Genomic DNA, 22,221 nt, shown 5'->3' with positions numbered 1-22,221 from the left:
TATAGAGTGTTTGCTCCGTTATGCCGTTCTCACGGGCCAATACTGAAACTGATTTATTCATTGGCGGCATCATCTGCTTAAGGATGGCCTCCTTGCGTTCTGCTGGATAACGATTCACTGCATGTCTTTACTCCGCCCCAATACGGTTGATGTGAATTAATTGACGCGACATCTATCCTGACATAGGGGGGAATCGTCAAACTAAATCGACGCTAAGATACGTGGTGAATGAACGTCATCTGCGAAGGCTAACGCCTGAGACTGTATCTATAGGTAGCAGGCGTGATATTGAATTTTTTTTGATATGCCCTGGATAAAGCAAGTTCACTTGCATAGCCAACTTTTCCGGGGATTAACTTGAGCGAGCAGCCTTGATCGATCAGTTGGCGTGCCAAATTCAATCGCCAATGCGTCAAATACTGCAGCGGCGTCTCGCCCAGACAGTGTTTAAAATAGTTGGAAAACTTTGTCCTTGACATGCCTATCTCCTGTCCCATACTCTGGACCGTCCAATTCTCGTTTGGGGACTGGTGCAACTTCACCATTAACTGCCCGAGTTCCTTGTTACCCAACGCTGCCAGCACGCCTTGCCCGACCAGTTCGTGATCGGTTACGTGACGCAGCAATAGAATCACGAAATATTCCAGTAACGAATTGATTGCCTTGCCTGCCCCCAATTTATTTTTTCCCGCCTCGGCAAACAGCAGGGACATGATATCTTTTAACTCCGGAAATTCGACCAGTGAGAGCACCAGACAGTCAGGCATGCCTTTGAAAAGTTGGCTGCCCTCCTGCAGCCCCAGATCAATCGTGCCACACACCAAATGAACTGAGTCATGCGGCTTTGTATTCAGATTATGTTCTTCCGAAGAAGTCAGGAAGATTACGGACGGTTCCTTGATGGTGATCGTCTTTTTGCCAGGCATTTTTAACTCAATATTGCCAGATTCGACGAAATGAATATGGCCCACACCTGCAGTCGATTTATAGTGCGACCGTCCGCAAAAATTCCCGGCGTAGAACATCGAGGTTCTGAGGTGATAACGATCGAGAAAATTTGTCAGGGTATCCATAATGTACGAATAGTAAATAATTAAGCACTGATAGTACCCTATCGTCCCTACTAACAGACTAAGATTCGTGTCATGCATTTCGACACTGCTTTAAGTCTTAGACCAAACAGGACGCAGCATAAATCGAATTCCCCCTCTTTTTATTGACTGTCCAAACACACCTTATTGGCCAAAGTTGCGGGCTTGTCGTTAGTTCATACACTGGGTGCACCGCTACGGCAACCTCAAGGAAACGATGGATGCCTGAATTGTGCACTCAGCGAAAAGCATCGCGCAGAATCGCAGGACAAAGTCTGCATTGAGTCAGAAATGCCAACCCGTTTAATTAACTACTCCCGACAGGATTCAATATGAAAAAATTACTTTATATCAAAGCTTCTCCCCGCGCAGAAAAATCAGTCAGCCTGCAACTTGGTGATGCCTATCTAGCGGCGTACAAGCAAAAATATCCGGATGCCCACATCGATGAAATTGATCTTTGGGAGGCCAATTTACCCGAATTTGACGGTGACAGTGCTGCAGCAAAAGTGTCCTTCTTCGGCGAGCCTGCCATGAATGAAAAACAAAAAACGGTCTATGAAGAGCTGGTGGCGATTTTCAATCGTTTTAACGCTGCGGACGACTATTTGATAGCGACACCGATGTGGAATTTTGGTATGCCGTATAAATTAAAACAGTATATCGATCTGCTATCCATGCCAGGGACCTTGTTTGGTTTCGAACCGTCAAAAGGATATATCGGGCTGCTCAACAATAAACGTGCGACGATCGTCTCTACCGCGGCAATTTATATGCCAGGACTGAGCAAGGCATATGGCACCGATCACACGACGCCACCTCTGGTCGACTGGCTCAATTTCGCAGGAATCGATGATGTGACCAGCGTGTGGTTCTACGGCAGCAAGATGCGTAGCGAGGAGGATACAAAATCTGCTTTTGAGCAAGCGTTGGCCGATGCCAGAAAAGCCGCATTGGGTTGAACAATCGGGACTGGTGGTGCAGCGCTGGCCAACCGCAGCGGCCACATTGATGCTGGAAAGATCAATGTGGCCTGAAGTTGCAGAGACAGAAAAATTCATCTGCAACGCATGATTATTTTTTGTGATGAGAGCCACATCAATCCGGCGTTCAATCAGGAGTCAACAATGACATTTAAAAATCTGTTCGTTATCTTTTGTCCGGTTGCAGTCATGACATTTTGTACACCGGTGCACTCAGGTGAGGTTGCGCAGCAAATATCAGTGCAAGAAATATTGGCAAAAGTAGTCGGAAATACCATCGAATTTCAAAATGATGCTAAAGACCGCGTCAGGTTCTATTTCGATCGTGATGGAAACGCGTATGGCTCATCGCGTGCTAACGGCAAGTTTGTAGATGCATGGCAAATCCGATTTGGAAATAATCTGTGTCTTGTCAGCGATGATCCACAAAAAAGCGGCTGTGTGACCGTTTTTTTACCCAAAAAAGGGTTGATCGAGTTTCATCGCCGTGACGGGATTTTGGAAGGTCCATTCAAATTATTGCTGGGTAAGCCGGGTTCATAACAGAGGGCTGGCTGCCACTAACGCCAAAAGCCGATAACTATCATGAATAAATTCCAATGCAGGTTCTGGGGGGAAGGTTAGCCATTCGAGCTTTCCAGCTCCGAATTAAAAGAAAAGTAGTTTGAATTCATTTATCGCGTACGCATTTCGCAACAGCGTGCCCGCTTCGAGGTTTGATGAACAGCCAATACTCGTCGATCAGGTTTTCTGCCATTTGAGCGTGCGTGGCGGAAGGGCTGCCAAATACCAAAATTTCGCTACCCTCGCCGTGCCTGAGTTTGTTGATCTCATCGCTTAAATTGCTGCTGATGATTTGGGTATTGGCATGGTCATGCATCTACAGGGTTGTCGACATCACCACTTTGCGGGCAGATTTATACCAGAGTGCATGCGCATGATCATGGGCGGCTGCTCTGCACCAACGGGGGGCAAGTCTAACTTTCCAACATCTAAATTTTCCAATGTCGTATTGTTAGACTTGACCCCGTTCCGATTATTTAACTTTGATTTTTAAAACCAAATACCGTTCTTTTAAAAATTGTATGGGTGACCCATTGACTGCTTCGTGCCACAAAGCGCGAGTCACCTCAAAATCCAAGCGACCGCTGACCACACATAGCCGCCATTCGTGATAGAGCACAGTAAATTAAAAATAAAAAAAATAGCAATTTTATTGGCGTTAAAATTCGTGTTGCTATTAGCAGACTCTATAGCTGAATCAGACAACGCTCCACATATTTTAAGCCCGGAGGATGGCTTTCTTGAGGTGTCGATTGACGGCTTATTTGACATGCAGTCAGAACGATAGAAAATATGATCACTGATCGACGGGGTAGTGAATTATTTTGATGTGAATGTAAGTTCTCGTGACATACTTTGACTAAGTTAAGAAAATATCAAGTTTGATCAACTTTTTAGAAACATGAACTTTTCACCAAGGAAAATTGACATGAACCGAGGTAAACCTAGCCGCCAGTTTGTCTCGCTGAGTTTCACCGTAGCATTGCTGAGTACTCTACTTATGAGCGGTTGTGCCAGCGTACCTGCTTCCCATGCGGAGAATCAGTTTCTGACGCTGCCATTGGTTCCAGGCTGGTTCGAGGGTAAGCGGGTGTGGTATCTCACGACCGATATCTCGGATGAATCGATGGCAAAGCAAGCAAACATTAATTTTGTAGCCAGACTGGCGAATGCATTGCCGCCAGACCCTCCCGTGCCGGGAAAGCCGTCTTCAGTTGATCGCATTTATAAGTTTATGAATTTTGATCAAGGTAGCGTCTTGCCTTCGATCCCGCAGCCATTAGGCGGTGGCAATGGTAATGCAAATTACAGCCCGCTGTGGCAGTTGTATGCGGTTTATTGGTTGCCTGATCAAACACCACACGAACTGCACTCAGAGCAAGAAGTGTTAGACGCGCAAGATCAGAATCTTATTCAGATCAAGCCGCTTCGCATCATTGTCAATTGTCCAGTGGTAAGGGTGGAGAATTCGTTGCTACCGGGTACGCGATTGCCATAGTCTGTTGGCAAGTCGCTGGGATCAACGGGTGTAGGCTATCAGTCGCTGCCAATGCAGATGTGTTTGTTTCTCAAAATAATTGTTGTTGACGGCTGATCAGCGCATCAAAACTATCATCCAGCAAAGGCAAGATCGCATCAGCAATCGGCTTGAGCTGGTTGGAAATATAGTGCTCATAATCGATTGCTGCTTGCCGGATCTCTAGCGGTTCTGGTCCGTTACGGGTGATGACATAACTGATCCAGCCACCGTTTTGATATTGTAATGGTCGTCCTCTTTGGAGATTATATTCATCAGCGATGCGTGCAGCACGCACATGCGGCGGTACGTTGCGTTGGTAATCAGCTAGCGTGCGGCGTAGGCGTTTGCGGTAAACCAACGCCTGATCAAATTCGCCGCGCAAGGTGCGCTCTACATAGTCGCGCAAAAATTCTTTATATGGTTGCCGTCTGAAGATTTTTCCGTACAGCGTTTGTTGAAATTCTTGTGCCAGCGGAGTCCAGTCGGAACGGACGGTTTCTAAGCCTTTGTAGACGACATCATCGCTGCCATCGGCAAGAATGGATAAACCGGCATAGCGCTTTTTACTGCCTTCTTCGGTGCCACGTATTGTCGGCATGAAGAAGCGACTGTAGTGTCGTTCGAATTGAATTTCTAAGGCACTCGTCAGTTTGAACTGCGATTGCAGATGCTCTTTCCACCAACTATTGATGTTCGTGACTAAACTCTTGCCTATTTGCGTTGCATCGTCTTCGCTGCGAGCTTCTTTTAACCAGACAAAGGTCGAATCGGTATCGCCATAAATGACGACATAGCCCTTTTGCTCAATCAACTTGCGGGTCTGGTGCATAATTTGATGGCCGCGCATGGTGATAGACGAAGCGAGTCGCGGATCAAAGAAGCGACAACCGGTCGAGCCAAGTACACCATAAAATGAATTCATGATGATCTTTAGTGCTTGTGATAAGGGTGCGTTACGTTCGCGTTTGGCGACATCACGTGCTTGCCAGATCTGGGTGACGATTGAAGGCAAACAATGCTTATTTCTGGAAAAGCGGGCACCGATAAAGCCAGGTACCGAGGTTTCGTCATCAGGATTATTGACGCCTTCAATCAAGCCCACAGGATCAATCAAAAAGCTGCGAATGATCGACGGATAAAGGCTTTTGTAATCGAGTACCAGCACCGAATCGTACAAGCCCGGCTGCGAGTTCATCACAAAGCCGCCGGGGCTCGGTTCACCGTGGATGTCGCCAATATTCGGTGCGACATATCCTTGACGATGCATCAACGGCAGATAGCGATGCGTGAATGCGGCGACCGAACCGCCACTGCGGTCAGCAGCTAAACCGGTGACCGTCGCGCGTTCCAGCAAAAACGAGATCAGTTCGGTTTTAGCAAAAATCCGCGTCACCAGTTCGCAGTCTTTGAGGTTGTACTTGGCTAATGCCGGTTTGTCTTCATCAAAACGACGCTGGATTTCATCCATGCGTTGGTACGGATTGTCACTGGCTTTGCCTTCGCCCAACAGTGTTTGCGAAACGAATTCCAGACTAAATGACGCAAAATTCCAGGTTGCAGATTTCAGTGCTTCGATGCCATCAATGACCAGACGCCCGGCAATGCCGGCAAAGTAATGATCTTGCCGGTTGTGCTTGCGCCATTCCATGACGCTGCCGTCGCGTCCGAGTCGCAAAGGTATCCGGTATTGTTCTGCATGTTGCTGCAAAATGCGCAGGTCAAATTGCACCAGATTCCAACCGATGATGGCATCAGGATCATGGGTTGCGATCCAGCTGTTGAGTCTCTCCAGCAAGTCGGCGCGCGTGTCGCAATATTCAAGTGCAAAATCGATTTTTACCGTTGCATCATCGCCATTCGCAGGGCCCAGCATATAGACCTGACGCTGACCGCAACCTTCTAAAGCAATCGAATACAAGTCGCCATGCACGCTGGTTTCGATATCGAGCGACACTAGTCGTAGCTGCGGGCGATAATCGGTGGCGGGCTTGAGGTCTCCGCTTAACGCCTCGCCGGCGTTGAGCGCTTGATCGTGAAATAACACGGGCGCGGTGATGAAACGTTCCATCAAATAGCGGTCCGGCGGGAAAATATCGGCTTCATACACGTCCACGCCACCTTGCCGCAGGCGGCGTTCCAGCGTACCCAGATGTTTATATTGATTGCAATACAGCCCGAGCACAGGACGTTGCTGAAAATCTTGCAAAGCCAGTTCGCGCAATTCCGCTTCTTTTAGTTCACTTTGGGTCTGGCTGCGAATAATGAATTCGGCTTGTTCACGTTGCTCAGCGGGGATAAAGGCAACCGACGTTTGCTGCTGTAATCGCAAACGCCGCGGCCCATGATCGCTGGTCAGCCAAAATTCGATCTCGGTGCCAGCCGACGTATCGCGCCAATGGCGAGTGAGAATAAATCCTGGTTGAAGCTCGGTCATGCTGAATTTCCGATATGACTAATATGAAGACTGCAACAATGCTGCATTCGCCGCCGTCGACACCGCACGGGTCAGACCATCCAATAATGACGACGCGGCGCGTGCCTGTTGCCAGTATAGTGGCACATCCAGCGGTGTGGCTGGAACCAATTCGACGAGTGTGCCAGCTTGCAGATGATCTTGGATCATTTTGTGTGGATGCATACCCCAGCCCATACCGGCAACTGCGGCTGCGACGAAGGCATGGGCGTCCGGGAGGGTATGCCGTGGCAACTCAACGTGGCGATGACACAAGCGACGCGCCCAACGATTTTGAAGTTCGTCTTTACTGTTAAACACCAGACTAGGCGCTTGCGCCAGACTCCCGGCACCAACACCATTCGGAAAATAACGTGCAATAAAGCCAGGACTGGCCGTCGCCAGATAGCGCATTGCACCCAACGGTCGGCTATTGCAACCAGAAGCCGCTTGCGCCGTGCCAGTTACCGCCGCTAGCACCGTGCCCGAGCGCAACCATTCGGCAGTATGATCCTGGTCGTCGATTGCAACGTCCATCAACACCGGTGAGGTCGTGGCAAAAGCAGTCATCGCGGGCACAAACCAGGTTGCCAGACTGTCCGCATTGACCGCGACGGGCAAGGGTACACGTCCAGGTTCGTCCTCACCTAAAACGGGGACCGCACTTTTTAATTCATGTTCCAACAAACGTACCTGATCCACGTGTTGGCAAAGCCGCCTTCCGGTTTCTGTCGGTAAGCATGGCTGCCCACGAATGATCAAGGCGCCACCGATGGATTCTTCTAGCAGCCGTATGCGTTGTGATACCGCCGATGGTGTGACATGAAGTATGCGGGCAGCGCGCTCAAAACTTCCTTCACGTACCACAGCTGCCAAGACAGACAGCGATGCGTAGTCAAGCATAAGATTAGTTTTACTTAATTTAGGTAAGAAATTGTAGTTTGACTTCATTTACCCTGAGATGCAAGCTAGCTGCATGACAAATCTATCCGACACCTTCTATTACATCCTGCCAGCCTATACACAAGGACTGGTGTTAAGCCTTGGTCTTATTGTTGCCATTGGCGCTCAAAATGCTTTTGTGTTGCGGCAGGGGCTGAGACGTGAATATGTCGCCAGCATCGTTTTATTTTGTGCCCTCGCAGATGCTATATTAATCGCCGCCGGCGTATTTGGGATGGCAAAAGCATTGGGTGAGCGCCCGATAATTACCAAAGCACTGTCTCTGGCTGGCGCTGTATTTTTGGCGACCTATGGTTGGCAAGCTTTACGCCGGGCGCAGCAATCGAATCAGTTACGTCCCGCTGAGTCGGGTGTGCAAGGCAAGCTGGCGGCGGTCATTCTGCAAGCAGCCGGATTTACTTTGCTTAATCCTCATGTGTATCTGGATACCGTGTTATTGCTTGGGAGTATCGGCGCCCAACAAGCCCCAGCGCTACGCCCGTGGTTTGTCATTGGTGCAAGTTGCGCGAGCGTGTTGTGGTTTAGCATGCTGGGGTTCGGTGCCCGTTGGTTGGCACCGTGGTTCGCCCGCCCGAAAGCCTGGCAAATTCTGGATGGATTAATCGGCGTGACGATGTGGCTGCTGGCATTTTTATTATTGCAGCATACTTTCTTTGCGTGAAACCGTGGTGTCGATTTAATGGTTTGGTAGGGCAGGTGCAAGCCGCCACACCTTGTGAACGGTAAGCACAGCGCGGGTTCCACCTGAGCTACCGGCGAGTCTCATCGCAATCATATAGGACTTACGCAAAACCGCCCCAGCAGCGTTATAGTGCTTAGCCTTAGCCTTAGCCTTAGCCTTAGCCTTGCACTGTCGTCGCCGCCGCTTTCTATTCAGGTCTTAATAGACCCAAACCACTTGGTCAAAAAATCCAACATGCTGCGCATGATCAAAGCTTGATTCTGGCGCGAGATATATACACCATAAATGCCTAAAGTGATCGGCTTATCTTTTGGCACTAATTCGACTAGTTGACCGCTCGCGATGTAGGGGCCAGCAGAAATCACCGGCTGCATGGCAATACCAGCGCCTTCCAGCGCTGCCCGCAATATCACGACAGAATCATTAGCACTGAAATTGCCACTCACCGGCACGCTGAGCGGTTCGCCAGCGCGTTCAAAATGCCATAAATTTTTGCCGAAATATGAATACGTCAGGCAGTTGTGTAAAGCCAGATCTTCGGCATTTTTAGGAATTCCATGCTCTTTAAGATACGCTGGTGATGCACAGATCACGGAAGGACAATCGCCGAGTCGGCGTGCAATCAAGCCCGGATCAAGTTGATTGGTAATGCGGATTGCTAAATCAATGCGATCTTCGACCAAATTAACAGTCCGATTATCCACCCGTAAATCCACGGCAGTTCGGGGGTATTGTCGTAAATAGGCGGTAATTGCGGCGGATAGCGAATCTTGTGCCAGCACCTGCGAGCAAGCGATACGCAATGTGCCGCGCGGTTCATCTTTTTCGGTATTTGAGACTGCGGACATTTGTTCCGCCAGGACGAGCATTTCTCGACAACGAATCAGGGTCGTCTCGCCGGCCGAGGTCAGATTAATGCGACGCGTCGTACGATGAAATAAGCGGGTCCCCGACCAATTTTCCATTTCTGCCAGATAGCGCGTCACCATTGCACGTGACATATCGAGTAATTCAGCGGCACTACTCAGACTGCCGCGTTCAGCGATTGTGACAAACACTTGCGCAGCAATGATGCGGTCCATATGGGAGATTCCTGTCTATTTGATCGATTGACGCAATAATTCATTTCATTTTAGGTGATTTATAAAACAATTGGAACCTACTAAGATTGGGCTCGTAACCCAATTTTATTTAGTTTCACTCACTGCCAAAGAGGAATTCGTATGACCGTTCTTAAGCTCACTCGTAAGCTTACTACTGCCCTGTCCGCCATTTGCTTAAGCCTCGTAGCGATCACAACGCATGCTGCACAAGCGTTGCAGTTGGAGGTTTATAACCCAGGTGAAAAATCGATATTCCCGGTCTCATCCGTCATCGTTAGCGGTAAGCATGATGCGATTCTGATCGATGCGCAATTTCAGCGTAATGATGCCGAACAACTGGTGCAGCAGATTAAACAAAGCGGTAAAAAACTTAGCACGGTGTATGTCAGCCACAGCGATCCTGACTATTACTTTGGTCTGGATGTGATTCAGGCGGCATTCCCAAACGCCAAGATCGTAGCAACACCGCAAACCGTTGCGGCGATCAAATCCAATATGGAAGGTAAAAAAGCGTATTGGAGTCCGATTCTTAAAGACAATGCGCCACAAAAATTAGTGCTGCCACAAGTATTGAAAGCGGATCATCTGAATCTGGAAGGTAAAACCATTGCGATTAAAGGCCTCAAGGGCCCAAGCCCAGACCGTAGTTATCTGTGGATTCCTTCCTTGAAAACGGTGGCTGGAGGCGTCGTTGTTGCGAATGGCATTCACGTCTGGATGGCTGATACGCAAACAGTAGCGTCGCGCCAGGAATGGCAAGCAACGCTGAGAAATATCGCTGCGTTAAAACCAACGACGGTTGTTCCCGGTCATTTCCTGGGTGCTGCACCCAATGGCTTAAGTGCCGTGACCTACACCAGTGACTACGTCAAAGCGTTTGACGATGAAGCGACTAAAGCGAAAGACTCAACTGCATTGGTCGACGCCATGAAAGCGCGTTATCCCCAAGCGGGTTTGCCTGCTTCGTTAGATATCAGTGCCAAGGTCATCAAAGGCGAGATGAAGTGGCCCCAGTAATCAGGTTTGCATAAATAAGTCCGCCGAAAAAACAAATAAAGGAAAAAGAATGACTCAGCTTCACTATATTTTCGATCCAGTATGCGGTTGGTGTTACGGTGCTGCACCGCTTATTTCGGCGGCACGCAATATTCCAGGTCTTCAAATTGTGTTTCATGCCGGGGGGATGATGACTGATATGAATCGCCGTCCGGTAACACCGCAATTACGTAAATACGTCATCTTCAACGATGAACGGATTGCACAATTGACTGGTCAGGTTTTTGGTAAAGAGTATATCGACGGTTTGCTGTGCGATAGCAGTGCCGTCCTCGATTCTGCGCCACCGAGCACGGCAATTCTCGTCGCAGAGGAATTAGCAGGTCGTGGACTCGATATGCTTGAACAGCTTCAAATTGCGCATTATGTTCATGGCCAACGTATTGCCGATATCCCAGTGCTGCAAAGTATCGCAGAAAACATAGGGTTAGATACCGCCGAATTTATGGAGGCATACTCACGATTAGATGGTGTTCAAACGCAGGGCCATTTTTCTCACAGTAGAGAATTACTGGCACGCGTCGGTGGTCAGGGTTTTCCGACGCTAGTACTGGAGCATTCCGATGGGGCTATGCAGCGAATCGAGCTCGGTAAATGGTTGGGGCATACCGTAGAATGGACCGACTACTTACGCAATATCGCGGTCAGTACACCAACAACAAAATCATTTAGTAGTGATCCTGCTTGTTTCATTGATAGCTGTTCAATCTAAAGACGCTTCAACGCCATTTGATGTCGTTTTGGAGGGGCGGGCGCAACAGTTCCGCCCCTCCAAGAGCGAAACTCTCCACGGTTGCAGCAATGCAATTCAATGAGTGAATGTCATTTCCATCAATCAAATTGAACTGGATTTACATTTGACTGTCATATCCATCGCTTCCCTATTTTTTGAAAATTATTCAAAGGTTTCAACAATGAGGAAGCGGCATCTGGTAAGTTTTTAAACGTCATTCTCGTCGGTAAATTTTTGCTGATAATGACTTGCCCTTGCTTTTAATGAATATCTACACACCAACAATTAGCTGAGAGATCTATGAAAATTTTTGCTCTATCTGGAAGTATCTTTGTGTGCGGTGCGATCGTCTTAAATCCTGCCAGCGCACATGAATACACGGCAGGAATGAAAGCAAAAAAATATGCAGAGGTAGAATCTGCCGTTAATACGAAGTTGCTTGCCGACCCGCACTATGCACCCGCCTTAATAACCAAAGCGGAACTTATTCTGATCGACGGCAATGAAAAGCGGCTCGATGATGCCGCAAAGTATGCCGAGACTTGTATTGCACAGCACCCTGATAATTCTGAATGTTACGATGTCATGGGTAGTGTCTTAGGCACGAAGGCAATGCGTGGCGGCATTATGTCCGCAATGGGCTATGTGGGTAAGATTCGTGATTCTTTCCAAAAAGCCGTAGAACTCGATCCGAAAAATTATGCTGCGCGTTCACACTTACTTACTTTTTATCTGCAAGCACCTGGTTTTGTTGGCGGCGATAAAGGAAAGGCACAAGCGTTGATCGTAGAGACGTCGAAAATCAATCCTGTAGCAGCTTCACTGTTGCAAGCAACGGCTAATCTGAGTGAAGATAAATTCGCTGAGGCTGAAAATTTGGCTTCAGCAGCAAAGGTGTCCGACGCTGATCGTTTGATCGACCAACAGCGGGCGATATTGACGAACCTTGGGCATGCGTATATTGCGCAGAAGAAATTTGCAGATAGTGATCGGATTTTCAGAGACCTGATCAAGCGTTATCCAGAATCACCGGATGGTTACTTCGGCTTGGGTAAGTCCTTGCTAATACAAGGAAAGCAAAAAGATGCCATTGCAAGTCTTGATGCTGCGTTAGAAATTGAAGAAAACGCACGAACCTATTACCGTTTAGGCCAATGCTGGCAACAGCTGCAAGACAAAGCCAAGGCCATTAATGCCTACGAAAAGGCCTTGACTGCGAGACAGCAATTAAACAGCCAGACAAAAACTGAGATTCAAGATCAATTGAAGTCATTGAGAACTTAACGCCGTACTAGTGTTAGCGTGAAGTAGAGTAGAAATAGAGTAGAAATAGAGTAGAAGTAGAGTGGAGGAAGATACCAGCGGGTAGCAGCCGCCCTACCCGAAATCACCAAAGCCCTAAGCAGTGTTGAATTTGACTTTCACCGCTGTAGACAAAGCAATTTGTGCTTCACGGAAAACGGACTAGAAAATGTGGTTGTCTGAGCGCAGCGAGTTTCGACACTTTCCCGCTTTACGTGACGCACAAATTATGCCGACACGCAGTGACGGCACCCGCAGGGCAAAGTCTCAACGTCGCCTCTCTTTTGCTTACCTTTCTTGGCGAAGCAAGAACGGTAAGTGGCCGCCGGGCTCCCCGGTTTGGCTCTACGAAGAGCAATCGTTTTACATATCAAAACCTGCGCAAAACCTGCGCAAAACCGACACAAAACCGACACAAAAACACCCCAAAAACCACGCAATAATGAGGATATCTGTATAGCCTTGGATAACAGTTTCTACCCGAATGGCAATCATCATCAGGCAAAGAAAAAGTGTTGTAGGGTTGGTGCAGCCCGCGCTGTTATTATCTCTGCCTTGTTTTGGTGGGTTGCGCTCCTTACCATACACATCAACGATTAAATCACGCCACTCTGTTTTAAACTGGCGATTTCGTCTGCCGGTAAGCCTAATAGGGATTGCAGAATATCGTCCGTTGCTTCGCCTAACACAGGTGGCGCATGCCGCACTGGTAGCCGCTTGCCGTCAAATAAGTAGGGAGGCGCGAGCACTTTGACGCTGCCTGCAACAGGATGCGCTTGCGTCGTGACCAGACCCGCATCGCTGACACGTTGCGAGGTCAGGCTTTCATACAAACCAGCGACCATTCCGCAAGGAATACCGGCTTTACTCAGGCGATCTAGTAATAACTGACGCGGACGGCTGACCAGTTCTTGTCTGATGAGCGGGAAAAGTACATCACGATTCGCAGCGCGCTTTAAATTGGTCTGGAAACGCTCATCTGTCGGAATATCAGGGCGCTCAATTACTTCGTTACAAAACCGCGCGAATTGCGCATTGTTGCCGACTGCAATGACCACCGGACCATCTGCAGCATCAAATACACCATACGGCACGATAGAAGGATGGGCATTGCCAAAACGTGGCGGATCTTTTTCTTGCAGTAAGGCTTCCAAGCCATAGTAGGCAGTGATCATCAGACCACAATCGAACAAGGCCATACCGATGTCGCGACCTTTACCCGTTTCACGGCGCTCATACAAAGCTGCGAGGATTGCTTGCGCAGCGTACATGCCGGTCATCATATCGACCACGGCTGTGCCAAATTTCAATGGCGGCTGCGTGGCTTCACCGTTCAAGGCCATCAACCCAGCTTCACCTTGGATGACTAAATCGTAGCCAGGGCGACTAGCTTCCGGTCCGGTTCGATCGTAACCAGTGATTGAGCAATAAATTAATCCAGGATGCTCAGCACTCAGTTGTTGGTAGCCGAGCCCCATTTTTTCGATACCACCGAACTTAAAATTTTGAATCACGACGTCACTTTTTAAGGCTAGTTCGCGAGCGAGCTTTTGACCTTCGGCAGTTTGTAAATCCAGACAAACAGAACGCTTGTTGCGGTTCACACTATTGAAGTAAGGTGTTTCTGTGTCGCCGATGCGTAGACCCCAATCGCGAGTGTCGTCACCGCGTTCAGGATGTTCGACCTTGATGACTTCAGCCCCCAGATCGCCCAATACCATACCGCACCAAGGACCTGCCAGTACTCTTGAAAAATCCAGTATCCTTATGCCCGCTAACGGCAGCGAGGAATTTTTTTCTGACATATTGTCTCCATTACTTTTGCAGCGTATTTGCATCGTGTTTGCATCGATGCTTAGATTTTTTTAGTTTTTATCTTGATCGTTATTCAGACTTGCCACGCAAGCTCACAAAATCAGCGCGGCGTTTTTCGAGAAATGCTGCTATTCCCTCGGCCGATTCGACATCACCTTGTGATTCAGCCATTAATTTTGCCTCCAACATGAGTTGGTCTTCAAAATGATTTGTATATGCTTGTTGACATAAATTCTTAATGCGTGCCGTTGCACGTTGTGGTCCTTGTGCTACGCGTTCAGCCAAGGCAATCGCTTCCGCCAAAGCGGCGCCACGTTCGGTGACAAGGTTAATTGCTCCGAGCGCATACAAGCGTTCGCAGGGCACACGATCGCCGGTCAAACTAAATTCCGTCAATACCTGGCGCGACAAAATTTCTGATAAAAACTGCGTGATGCCACCATCCGGGCTTAAGCCTACTTTTATATACGCTAAGGAAAATATTGCGTCTCGCGCAGCAACCAGCATATCGCAAGCGAAGGCCAAAGACATGCCCGCGCCGGCAGCACCGCCTTCGACGGCAGCGATGATTGGTTTTTCACAATACCGGATCGAACGGATCAGGGTATGCAGCCCTTCCAGGGTTTCCAGCCTTTGTGCTAACGGCAATTGACGTCGTATGATTAATTGATTTAAATCGCCGCCAGAACAAAAAAATTCACCTGCGCCAGTCAAGACAATCGCACCGATCGATGGGTCGGCTTGTGCCGCTGCCAATGTTGATGGTAGGGCTTGATAAAAACCCAGGCTCAGCGCATTGCGTGCAGCAGGATTATTGTTGGTCAGGACTAAGACTGACCCGTGGCGCTCGCTTAAAAGCGCATCGTTCGCATTATTTGCATGATCATTCATCTTGTACCTGCTTTATTAATGAGATGTAGCGTTGCAAATGGTAGTCCTCATCACCTAGTTGATGATCGATCATTACCAGACGTTTCGCATAATGCGACAGCGGCAATTCCCAAGTCATGCCGATGCCGCCGTGCAGTTGTATGCTTTCTTCGGCAACCAGTGCACCAATGCGACCGATGCTAAACTTTGCCGCAGAAATCGCACATTCGCGTGTGAGACGGTCGCTGTCGAGCGCAGCGGCGGCATTGATGACGGCGGAACGTGCTTGTTCAATTTCTAGCAACAAATCCGCCATTCTGTGCTGCAACGCTTGAAATTGTCCGATCGCAACACCAAACTGCTTGCGGGTTTGCAGATAATCGAGTGTTGCTGCTTTCGCTACTTCCATCGCGCCTAGTGCTTCTGCGCAGAGCGCAAGGATGCCGCGTGCAGTCACTTTCTCAATTAGCGGATACGCGGCATCCACTTTGCCCAGCAACGCGTCTTGACTGAGTTTTACATTATCCAAACGTAATTCGGCGGCGCGGCCACCGTCAATCAGCGGATAACCTTGAACCGATAATCCAGGCGTATTGGCAGGAAATAAAAATAAAGAAATCCCTTCTTCCTGATCGATCTCGCCACTCGTTCGAGCCGAGACGACGAACCAACCAGCTTGTTCACCATGCAAGACGAGCGCTTTTGCACCGTGCAATAGCCAGCCGTCCGCATGGGGTGTAGCCATGCTTGTAACATGGGGCAAAGCATCGTTTGATTGCGATTCTTCATGCGCAAATGCGGCAATCACCGCACCGCTGATAATATCGTCAAGCAAAGCCCTTTGCTTTTCATTTCCTGCAACAGCAATCGCCTCACCCGCCAGTACGGCACTGCTTAATACTGGCTCTACGACGAGGCCGCGCCCCAGCGCTTCAAATACAACGGCCAAATCGAATCCTGCACCGCCCAGCCCGCCGTCTTCTTCTCTGAATAGCCCGGCAAGCACACCGATGTCGGCCAACTGCTGCCATATAGCGGGATTCATTCCTTGCTTATCCCGCTGGTGCGTATTACGTACATCAAACGTATATTGTTCACTGATAAAACGGTTCACGCTATCAGAGAGCATGCGTCTTTCGTCGGTATGGTCAAAGTTCATGATCCGTTCTCACAATCCCAATAGCATCTTGCTGATGATATTTTTTTGAATTTCATTGGAGCCGCCAAAAATCGACAGTTTGCGACTATTAAAATAAGAAGCGGCACTACCATTTGACTTGATTAGTTCAACAGGTAAGTTGGCGCTATCATGCGCATTGTGATCTGGCAGCGCAACACGCGCATAAGGCCCCATTGCCCGTCGCGTTAAAGAATAGATTTCTTGGCGAATTTCTGTGCCACGAATTTTCAGCATCGAGCTTTCTGCTCCCGGCACGCCACCACCTGCTACGCTCGCAATGACGCGCATATTGGTGGTTTTCATGTTTTCCAGATCAATTTCTACGCGTGCGATACGTGCCGCAAAAGCGGGATCGTCGGCCAATGGCCGCCCCTGACGCAGGTGCGTCGCGGCGACGTGTTTTAAGCGCTTTAAGGCGGCGACAGAAAAGCCAATCCCTGCAATATTGGTGCGCTCGTAGGTGAGCAAATATTTGGCACAGGTCCAGCCCTTGTTTTCTTCGCCGACCAGATTGCTGATAGGCACTCTGACATCAGTAAAAAACACTTCGTTGACTTCATGCGCCCCATCTAAAGTAATAATCGGGCGGACTTCAACGCCGGGTGTCTGCATGTCAATCAACAAAAAGCTAATACCCTCTTGTTTGCGCGCTTCAGGGTTGGTGCGCACCAGACAAAAGATCATGTTGGCGTGATGACCGAGGGTGGTCCAGGTTTTTTGGCCGTTGACGATATAGTGATCACCCTGACTATCGGTCGCACGCACAGCGCTCGTTTTCACCGCTGCCAGATCGGAACCAGCCCCCGGTTCTGAATAGCCCTGACACCACCAATCAGAGCCATCTAAAATCCGTGGCAACCAATAATCCTTCTGCGCTTGATTTCCATATTTGATCAGCACTGGCCCCAACATATTGACGCCAAACGGTACCACGCGGGGCGCATGAGCAAGACAGCATTCATGTTCGAAGATAAATTTTTCAAAGGCCGTCCAATCGGGGCCACCGTATTCTTTAGGCCAATGATTTGCCAACCAGCCACGCGCATGCAAAATCGCGTGCCATTGTTCCATATCCGTTTTGCTTAAGTGTTCACCTAGCCTGACTTTGTCAGCGAGATATGCTGGTAGATTCTCATGCAAAAACGTCCGTACTTCCTGGCGGAAATTTTCTTCCGCCGCGGTAAAATTTAAATCCATTTGGTTTTGCCTCAATAAATTTCAAATAAACCGGCTGCACCCATGCCACCTGCAATACACATCGTAACGACCGCATATTTGATACCACGCCGACGACCTTCGATCAGTACATGACCTGCCAGACGTGCACCCGTCATGCCAAATGGATGACCAATGGAGATCGCGCCGCCATTCACATTCAGACGTTCATCTGGAATCCCCAGCCGCTGCTGACAATAAATGCCCTGGGAAGCAAATGCTTCATTCAGTTCCCACAAGCCAATGTCGTCCATTGTTAAGCCATGACGAGCGAGTAATTTTGGCACCGCAAAAACAGGCCCGATGCCCATTTCATCTGGCTCACATCCGGCGACGACCATGCCACGAAACGCGCCTAATGGTGTCAAGTTGGCGCGACTCGCTTCTTTGGCTTCCATTAACACGCAGGCGGATGCGCCATCTGATAACTGCGATGAATTGCCCGCCGTGATGAAGTGCTCGGCACCCCGCACCGGCGCCAGTTTGGCCAGCCCCGCTAAATTCGTGTCGATACGATTGCAGGTATCTGCATCCACCGTCACAGCGCGTTGCGATACGGTGCCAGTGGCCTTGTCGGTGACTGCCATAACGGTACTGCAGGCGACGATCTCGTCGCGGTAGCGCCCAGCCGCTTGGGCTGCGGCGGTTTTGCGCTGACTTTGTTCAGAAAAAATATCTTGCGCTTCGCGGCTGATGCCGTAGCGTGCGGCGACAATATCAGCGGTTTCTATCATGGATAAATACAAATCTGGTTTATTTTCCAGGATCCATGGATCAAGGCTGGAAGCGCCGTCTTCACGGGTACGTATTTGAGAAATACTTTCGACACCACCGGCGATCATCGCGGGCGCACCGTCAACCACGATCCGCCCTGCGGCCATGGCAATGGCTTGCAAGCCAGACGCACAAAAGCGATTGACCGTTGTGCCTGCAATGCTGATCGGTAGTCCAGCGCGGATGATCGTCTGACGTGCGATGTTACGACCGGTTGTCCCTTCTGGGTAGCCACAACCAATAATCGCATCTTCGATCAACGCAGGATCAATCCCTGCGCGCTGTACCGCTGCACCGACGGCAAACGCGGCGAGTGCCGGGCCGGACGTAATATTGAATTCACCTCGATGTGCCTTCGTGAGTGGCGTACGGGCGGTTGAAACAATGACGGCTTCGCGCATGATAGTGGTCTCCTGAATTTTGAACTATTTATTTAGACTTACTCATTTTTTATTTTTTATTTTTATAGAACTATTGGCTTACCTGGTTGAGCGAATTGAAATTCGCTCCGCGTTGCACCAGGTCGATCAGTAGCGGTGATGGCTTCCAAAATAGCGGATCTTCTTTTGCAAATTCCTGTATGTCTGCCAGTATTTTTTCTAATCCAACACTGTCGGCATAGTACATAGGACCACCACGCAAACGCGGGAAGCCGTAGCCATTAATGAACGTGACGTCAACATCGAGCGGACGTAATGCAATCTGCTGATGAACGACGTTAGCACCTTCGTTGATCATGGCCGCCATATAACGCCGCACAATTTCCTCATCGGAAAACTGGCGAGGCGTAATGCCGACGCGAATTTGTTCGGCCTTGATGATGTCAGCTATTTCTGGATCCTGCTGACCAGTACGGCTGCCTTCAGAATATCGATAATAACCACGCCCCGTTTTTTGTCCGAACCAGCCGCGTTCACAAATGCGGTCAGCGATTTGCACGTAGCGCGCCTTTGGATCGCGCGTTGCTGCTCTGCGCTTGCGGGTCGCCCAGCCGATATCGCCACCGGCCAGATCTGAAACTTGAAATGGCCCCATTGCAAAACCAAAATTCACTAAGGCTTGATCGATCTGGTAAGGCGTGGCGCCATCTTCCATCATGTAATCTGCCGCCTGCCGATACACTGCCAGAATACGATTGCCAATAAAACCATCGCACACACCCGCTCTGACAGGGATTTTTTTCAATGTCTTTGCGAGTGCAAAGGCGGTAGCAACGACATCTGCTGCAGCTTTATCTGGTACGACGATCTCTAATAACTTCATGATGTTGGCTGGCGAAAAGAAATGTAAGCCAATCACATCGGCTGGTCTTGAAATACTGGCCGCAATCACATTGACATCGAGGTAGGAAGTGTTGGTCGCCAATACTGCGCCAGGTTTGCAGACATGATCAAGCTCGCTGAAAACGGCTTTCTTTACTTCCACATCTTCAAACACCGCTTCAATCACCAAATCAACATCGGCGAGCGACTGGTAGCTGAGGCTGCCTTGATACTGCGCCATGATGTCGCCTTTTTGAGCTAGAGTAAGACGCCCTTTGGCAATCAGACTATCGAAGGTTTTTTCTATGTATTGCAGCGCTCTTGCAAGTGCATTGTTATCGCGTTCTATGAGGGTGACTGGCAGGCCGTTTTGCAACAATGCAACGGCGATCCCCGCGCCCATAGTGCCACCACCAATGACACCAACGGACGCTATTGGTCGTGCTTGCGCGGTTTTGGTTTCCGGGGCTTGAAAAACGGCTTGTTCGGCATAGGCAACATGGTTTAGTGCTGCTTCCTTGCTGTTTTTTTCATCCACGCTGATCTCCTGAATTTTGAATTTTGAATTTTGAATTTTGAATTTTTACTTTTTATGCATGATGCGGCGTCGCAATGTCATGGCTGATGACGTCGATCAGCTGTTGAACTTTCTAGATTGTCATGGGAATAGAAAGCGCTGACAATCTGTTTATGCCTTGACAGTATGTCAAATTAAATTTGACATTAACTCTGTGCTACAACATTGCTTGTTTCACCCCAAGTCTGGCTCAGGGCGACGATTTTTTCGCTCAGAAAATGAATGACGGCACGCGTCGATGGCGAAGGATAACGATTGGGCAGGGTGAGGAGATACAGGTTGCCGCCCAGATCAGCAATCCGATAGTCCGGTAACAGCGGCACAATGCCAGCGTAACCTGGCATATATTGGACGTAACCGGGTAATAAGCCTACCCCCAAACCTTGCGAGACGGCGTCCGTCAATAACGGAAAATCATCGGATTGCAGGGCGGTGGCAAGTTCGACAGTGCGGATATCGTTTTCATATTCGCGATGAGCGAGTTTCAAGGTTACGCGGTGCCCGGGGTAGGGCGATGCAACCAATGCGTGTTGTTCCAGATCGGCGGGTTGCGCAATGGCGTTATGTCTCGCCACATAATCAGCGGAGGCAAATAATTGCCAGTTAATCGGGCAAAGGTACTTGGCGACACAATCCATCGGTGGCGTCGTGGTAATTTTCAGGGCGACATCCACCTCCGCCGCAATCAGATCCTGAATCCTATTATTGAAAATGACATTCAGCGTGATACCGGGATGTTGTTTGGCAAACTCGAGCAACATGGCGCCCGCATACATCCGCCCAAAACCGGTCGGGACGCTGATTCTGACGTGGCCTCGCAAAGACTGTCCAAGGTTATCGATAGAGGCGCGAGTGGCACTCAAATCTGCCATCATCCTCTGCCCGTATTCGTACAAAATCTGTCCCTCCTGGGTTAATTCAAGGCTACGTGTTGAGCGACGGAGCAACTGAGCACCGGCTTCACGTTCCAGAAGCTTTAGTTGGTGGCTAATGTTCGAACGCGTCATCCCCAGCCGCCGCGCCGCCGCGCTCAGACTGCGTGCATCGACCATTTCTAAAAACATGCTAATCAAATTCAAATTCATCGTTTTGTTGAATACAATTAAACAGAGATCTTGATAGTAATGGGTTTTATGACGTTCAACAATCGTCCACGCTGACCATTACGGGTGATGTTGCAACAAGCGCATTTGCGTATCTTGGTTTACCATTCATCGATGGCTGAAAGCCATAATGAACGCCGACGAACAATAACGAAGAGAAACAGGGAAGGTTGAAACGATGGCAATTGATCAACTACTAAAGCAAGTTCAGACACAATCGACCGTTCAGATTCCCGCAGGATGGGGTCAGGGGCGCGCGACGTTTGGTGGTCTATTGAGCAGTTTGATGTTAAGTCGCCTGACGGCAGTACTCGGTGATTTAATGCATGACAGAGTGTTGCGTTCGGCAACGATTTCGTTCATCGGTGCTGTCGCACCGGGTGAGGTGGAACTCAGCACTGAAATTTTTCGGAGTGGTAAATCGGTCACACAGGCATCAGCTAAATTAATGCAGAATGGTGAAGTGTTAGCCCTGTTGCTGGCCAATTTTGGCAGCGCCAGAGTATCAGCGATTGATATTCCGGCAACCTCTACCGCACCAGAATACCAAGCGCCTGATGAGGCGATCAAGTTTGCTTATATTCCAGGTGTGATGCCTGAGTTTATTCAGCAAGTCGATTTACGCTGGGCGCAAGGTGCGATGCCTTTTAGCGGCACTGCGCAGCCCGATTTTGGCGGATGGATGCGTTGGAACGATGATTTTTCAAGCATGTCTATCACCCATTTACTCGGCCTCATTGATGCATGGCCACCTTCCGTATTGCCAATGTTGAAAGGTCCAGGTAACGCCAGTACCCTGAGCTGGAACATTGAATTTTTATCGCACTCTTTTAATAAAAGTAGTAAAGATTGGTGGCAATATCAAGTCACCACAGATTACGCACATTCAGGCTACGCCCACGCCGTTGCTCACATCTGGGACGATGAAAAAAATCTGGTGGCGATCAGCCGACAGGTGACGACGGTGTTTGCTTAGA

Annotated in this window: 17 protein-coding genes and 2 pseudogenes; 8 read left to right on the top strand and 11 right to left on the bottom strand. The window is 49.2% G+C overall.

The annotated features are described in order from the left end of the window. Window positions 1–248 precede the first annotated feature (248 nt). Entirely contained in the window at window positions 249–1,073 is an 825-nt protein-coding gene (locus ACO0K1_RS08390) for an AraC family transcriptional regulator (RefSeq protein WP_423024620.1), read from the bottom strand. Window positions 1,074–1,423: 350 nt separating this feature from the next. On the opposite strand from ACO0K1_RS08390, the gene ACO0K1_RS08385 reads away from it, so the two are divergent. The 3 genes from ACO0K1_RS08385 (at window position 1,424) to ACO0K1_RS08375 (ending at window position 4,136) form a co-directional block, all read left to right on the top strand. Next, the gene (locus tag ACO0K1_RS08385) at window positions 1,424–2,053 is read left to right on the top strand and encodes an FMN-dependent NADH-azoreductase (protein WP_423024618.1); all 630 of its coding nucleotides are present in this window, start codon (window positions 1,424–1,426) and stop codon (window positions 2,051–2,053) included. Window positions 2,054–2,218: 165 nt separating this feature from the next. Continuing rightward, complete coding sequence (locus tag ACO0K1_RS08380; RefSeq protein WP_423024616.1) at window positions 2,219–2,617, top strand: hypothetical protein; 399 nt, start codon at window positions 2,219–2,221, stop codon at window positions 2,615–2,617. 949 nt (window positions 2,618–3,566) lie between these two features. Further along, complete coding sequence (locus tag ACO0K1_RS08375; protein ID WP_423024614.1) at window positions 3,567–4,136, top strand: DUF7482 domain-containing protein; 570 nt, start codon at window positions 3,567–3,569, stop codon at window positions 4,134–4,136. 70 nt (window positions 4,137–4,206) lie between these two features. Here the strand turns inward: ACO0K1_RS08375 and ACO0K1_RS08370 are convergent, their stop codons facing one another. Together ACO0K1_RS08370 and ACO0K1_RS08365 are read right to left on the bottom strand one after the other, a co-directional pair. Continuing rightward, window positions 4,207–6,591 carry a DNA polymerase II gene (locus ACO0K1_RS08370; protein ID WP_423024612.1) on the bottom strand — a complete coding sequence of 795 codons (2,385 nt, stop codon included), beginning with the start codon at window positions 6,589–6,591 and terminating at the stop codon, window positions 4,207–4,209. Window positions 6,592–6,609: 18 nt separating this feature from the next. Continuing rightward, a complete protein-coding gene (locus ACO0K1_RS08365) occupies window positions 6,610–7,512 on the bottom strand; it encodes a LysR family transcriptional regulator ArgP (protein WP_423024610.1) in 903 nt (300 codons plus the stop codon). Between the two features lie 73 nt (window positions 7,513–7,585). Here ACO0K1_RS08365 and ACO0K1_RS08360 point away from each other — a divergent pair, with 73 nt between their 5' ends. Continuing rightward, on the top strand, window positions 7,586–8,233 hold the full coding sequence (locus tag ACO0K1_RS08360) for a LysE/ArgO family amino acid transporter (RefSeq protein WP_423024608.1): 648 nt from the start codon (window positions 7,586–7,588) through the stop codon (window positions 8,231–8,233). A gap of 212 nt (window positions 8,234–8,445) precedes the next feature. Here the strand turns inward: ACO0K1_RS08360 and ACO0K1_RS08355 are convergent, their stop codons facing one another. Next, window positions 8,446–9,336 carry a LysR family transcriptional regulator gene (locus ACO0K1_RS08355; RefSeq protein ID WP_423024606.1) on the bottom strand — a complete coding sequence of 297 codons (891 nt, stop codon included), beginning with the start codon at window positions 9,334–9,336 and terminating at the stop codon, window positions 8,446–8,448. Between the two features lie 141 nt (window positions 9,337–9,477). Between ACO0K1_RS08355 and ACO0K1_RS08350 the strand changes: the two genes are divergently transcribed. From ACO0K1_RS08350 to ACO0K1_RS08340, 3 genes are all read left to right on the top strand, one after another. Next, the gene (locus tag ACO0K1_RS08350) at window positions 9,478–10,374 is read left to right on the top strand and encodes an MBL fold metallo-hydrolase (RefSeq protein ID WP_423024604.1); all 897 of its coding nucleotides are present in this window, start codon (window positions 9,478–9,480) and stop codon (window positions 10,372–10,374) included. 49 nt (window positions 10,375–10,423) lie between these two features. Then, on the top strand, window positions 10,424–11,125 hold the full coding sequence (locus tag ACO0K1_RS08345) for a DsbA family protein (protein WP_423024602.1): 702 nt from the start codon (window positions 10,424–10,426) through the stop codon (window positions 11,123–11,125). A 321-nt stretch (window positions 11,126–11,446) separates the two neighbouring features. Beyond that, window positions 11,447–12,430: a tetratricopeptide repeat protein gene (locus ACO0K1_RS08340; RefSeq protein ID WP_423024600.1), complete on the top strand. Its 984-nt coding sequence runs from the start codon at window positions 11,447–11,449 to the stop codon at window positions 12,428–12,430. 614 nt (window positions 12,431–13,044) lie between these two features. Here the strand turns inward: ACO0K1_RS08340 and ACO0K1_RS08335 are convergent. The 7 genes and pseudogenes from ACO0K1_RS08335 to ACO0K1_RS08305 all read right to left on the bottom strand — a co-directional run bounded on the left by ACO0K1_RS08335 (window position 13,045) and on the right by ACO0K1_RS08305 (window position 21,226). Then, the gene (locus ACO0K1_RS08335) at window positions 13,045–14,253 is read right to left on the bottom strand and encodes a CaiB/BaiF CoA transferase family protein (RefSeq protein WP_423024598.1); all 1,209 of its coding nucleotides are present in this window, start codon (window positions 14,251–14,253) and stop codon (window positions 13,045–13,047) included. A gap of 79 nt (window positions 14,254–14,332) precedes the next feature. Further along, window positions 14,333–15,154, bottom strand: a complete 822-nt coding sequence (locus ACO0K1_RS08330) for an oxepin-CoA hydrolase, alternative type (RefSeq protein ID WP_423024596.1) — start codon at window positions 15,152–15,154, stop codon at window positions 14,333–14,335. Beyond that, a complete protein-coding gene (locus ACO0K1_RS08325) occupies window positions 15,147–16,292 on the bottom strand; it encodes an acyl-CoA dehydrogenase family protein (RefSeq protein ID WP_423024594.1) in 1,146 nt (381 codons plus the stop codon). The genes ACO0K1_RS08330 and ACO0K1_RS08325 overlap by 8 nt, the downstream gene beginning before the upstream one ends. 81 nt (window positions 16,293–16,373) lie before the next feature. Further along, window positions 16,374–17,510: pseudogene (locus tag ACO0K1_RS08320) on the bottom strand (acyl-CoA dehydrogenase family protein); the annotation flags it as partial. A gap of 11 nt (window positions 17,511–17,521) precedes the next feature. Beyond that, complete coding sequence (locus ACO0K1_RS08315) at window positions 17,522–18,703, bottom strand: acetyl-CoA C-acyltransferase (protein ID WP_423024592.1); 1,182 nt, start codon at window positions 18,701–18,703, stop codon at window positions 17,522–17,524. Between the two features lie 70 nt (window positions 18,704–18,773). Beyond that, window positions 18,774–20,084 (bottom strand): annotated as a pseudogene (locus tag ACO0K1_RS08310) (3-hydroxyacyl-CoA dehydrogenase NAD-binding domain-containing protein); the annotation flags it as partial. 203 nt (window positions 20,085–20,287) lie between these two features. Continuing rightward, window positions 20,288–21,226 (bottom strand): LysR family transcriptional regulator, encoded by a 939-nt coding sequence (locus ACO0K1_RS08305; protein ID WP_423024590.1) that lies wholly within the window; start codon window positions 21,224–21,226, stop codon window positions 20,288–20,290. Window positions 21,227–21,422: 196 nt separating this feature from the next. On the opposite strand from ACO0K1_RS08305, the gene ACO0K1_RS08300 reads away from it, so the two are divergent. After that, entirely contained in the window at window positions 21,423–22,220 is a 798-nt protein-coding gene (locus ACO0K1_RS08300; protein WP_423024588.1) for an acyl-CoA thioesterase, read from the top strand. Window position 22,221: the final 1 nt, after the last annotated feature.

It is taken from the genome of Undibacterium sp. SXout20W, from assembly GCF_049340285.1.
GTDB lineage: Bacteria > Pseudomonadota > Gammaproteobacteria > Burkholderiales > Burkholderiaceae_D > Undibacterium.
This window is presented reverse-complemented; position numbering and strand designations above follow the sequence as displayed.

Excerpts from the sequence above, each read along its gene's own strand:
- ACO0K1_RS08390 (WP_423024620.1), bottom strand. The coding sequence starts at position 1,073 with ATGGATACCCTGACAAATTTTCTCGATCGTTATCACCTCAGAACCTCG.
- ACO0K1_RS08385 (WP_423024618.1), top strand. The coding sequence starts at position 1,424 with ATGAAAAAATTACTTTATATCAAAGCTTCTCCCCGCGCAGAAAAATCA.
- ACO0K1_RS08380 (WP_423024616.1), top strand. The coding sequence starts at position 2,219 with ATGACATTTAAAAATCTGTTCGTTATCTTTTGTCCGGTTGCAGTCATG.
- ACO0K1_RS08375 (WP_423024614.1), top strand. The coding sequence starts at position 3,567 with ATGAACCGAGGTAAACCTAGCCGCCAGTTTGTCTCGCTGAGTTTCACC.
- ACO0K1_RS08370 (WP_423024612.1), bottom strand. The coding sequence starts at position 6,591 with ATGACCGAGCTTCAACCAGGATTTATTCTCACTCGCCATTGGCGCGAT.
- ACO0K1_RS08365 (WP_423024610.1), bottom strand. The coding sequence starts at position 7,512 with ATGCTTGACTACGCATCGCTGTCTGTCTTGGCAGCTGTGGTACGTGAA.
- ACO0K1_RS08360 (WP_423024608.1), top strand. The coding sequence starts at position 7,586 with ATGACAAATCTATCCGACACCTTCTATTACATCCTGCCAGCCTATACA.
- ACO0K1_RS08355 (WP_423024606.1), bottom strand. The coding sequence starts at position 9,336 with ATGGACCGCATCATTGCTGCGCAAGTGTTTGTCACAATCGCTGAACGC.
- ACO0K1_RS08350 (WP_423024604.1), top strand. The coding sequence starts at position 9,478 with ATGACCGTTCTTAAGCTCACTCGTAAGCTTACTACTGCCCTGTCCGCC.
- ACO0K1_RS08345 (WP_423024602.1), top strand. The coding sequence starts at position 10,424 with ATGACTCAGCTTCACTATATTTTCGATCCAGTATGCGGTTGGTGTTAC.
- ACO0K1_RS08340 (WP_423024600.1), top strand. The coding sequence starts at position 11,447 with ATGAAAATTTTTGCTCTATCTGGAAGTATCTTTGTGTGCGGTGCGATC.
- ACO0K1_RS08335 (WP_423024598.1), bottom strand. The coding sequence starts at position 14,253 with ATGTCAGAAAAAAATTCCTCGCTGCCGTTAGCGGGCATAAGGATACTG.
- ACO0K1_RS08330 (WP_423024596.1), bottom strand. The coding sequence starts at position 15,154 with ATGAATGATCATGCAAATAATGCGAACGATGCGCTTTTAAGCGAGCGC.
- ACO0K1_RS08325 (WP_423024594.1), bottom strand. The coding sequence starts at position 16,292 with ATGAACTTTGACCATACCGACGAAAGACGCATGCTCTCTGATAGCGTG.
- ACO0K1_RS08315 (WP_423024592.1), bottom strand. The coding sequence starts at position 18,703 with ATGCGCGAAGCCGTCATTGTTTCAACCGCCCGTACGCCACTCACGAAG.
- ACO0K1_RS08305 (WP_423024590.1), bottom strand. The coding sequence starts at position 21,226 with ATGAATTTGAATTTGATTAGCATGTTTTTAGAAATGGTCGATGCACGC.
- ACO0K1_RS08300 (WP_423024588.1), top strand. The coding sequence starts at position 21,423 with ATGGCAATTGATCAACTACTAAAGCAAGTTCAGACACAATCGACCGTT.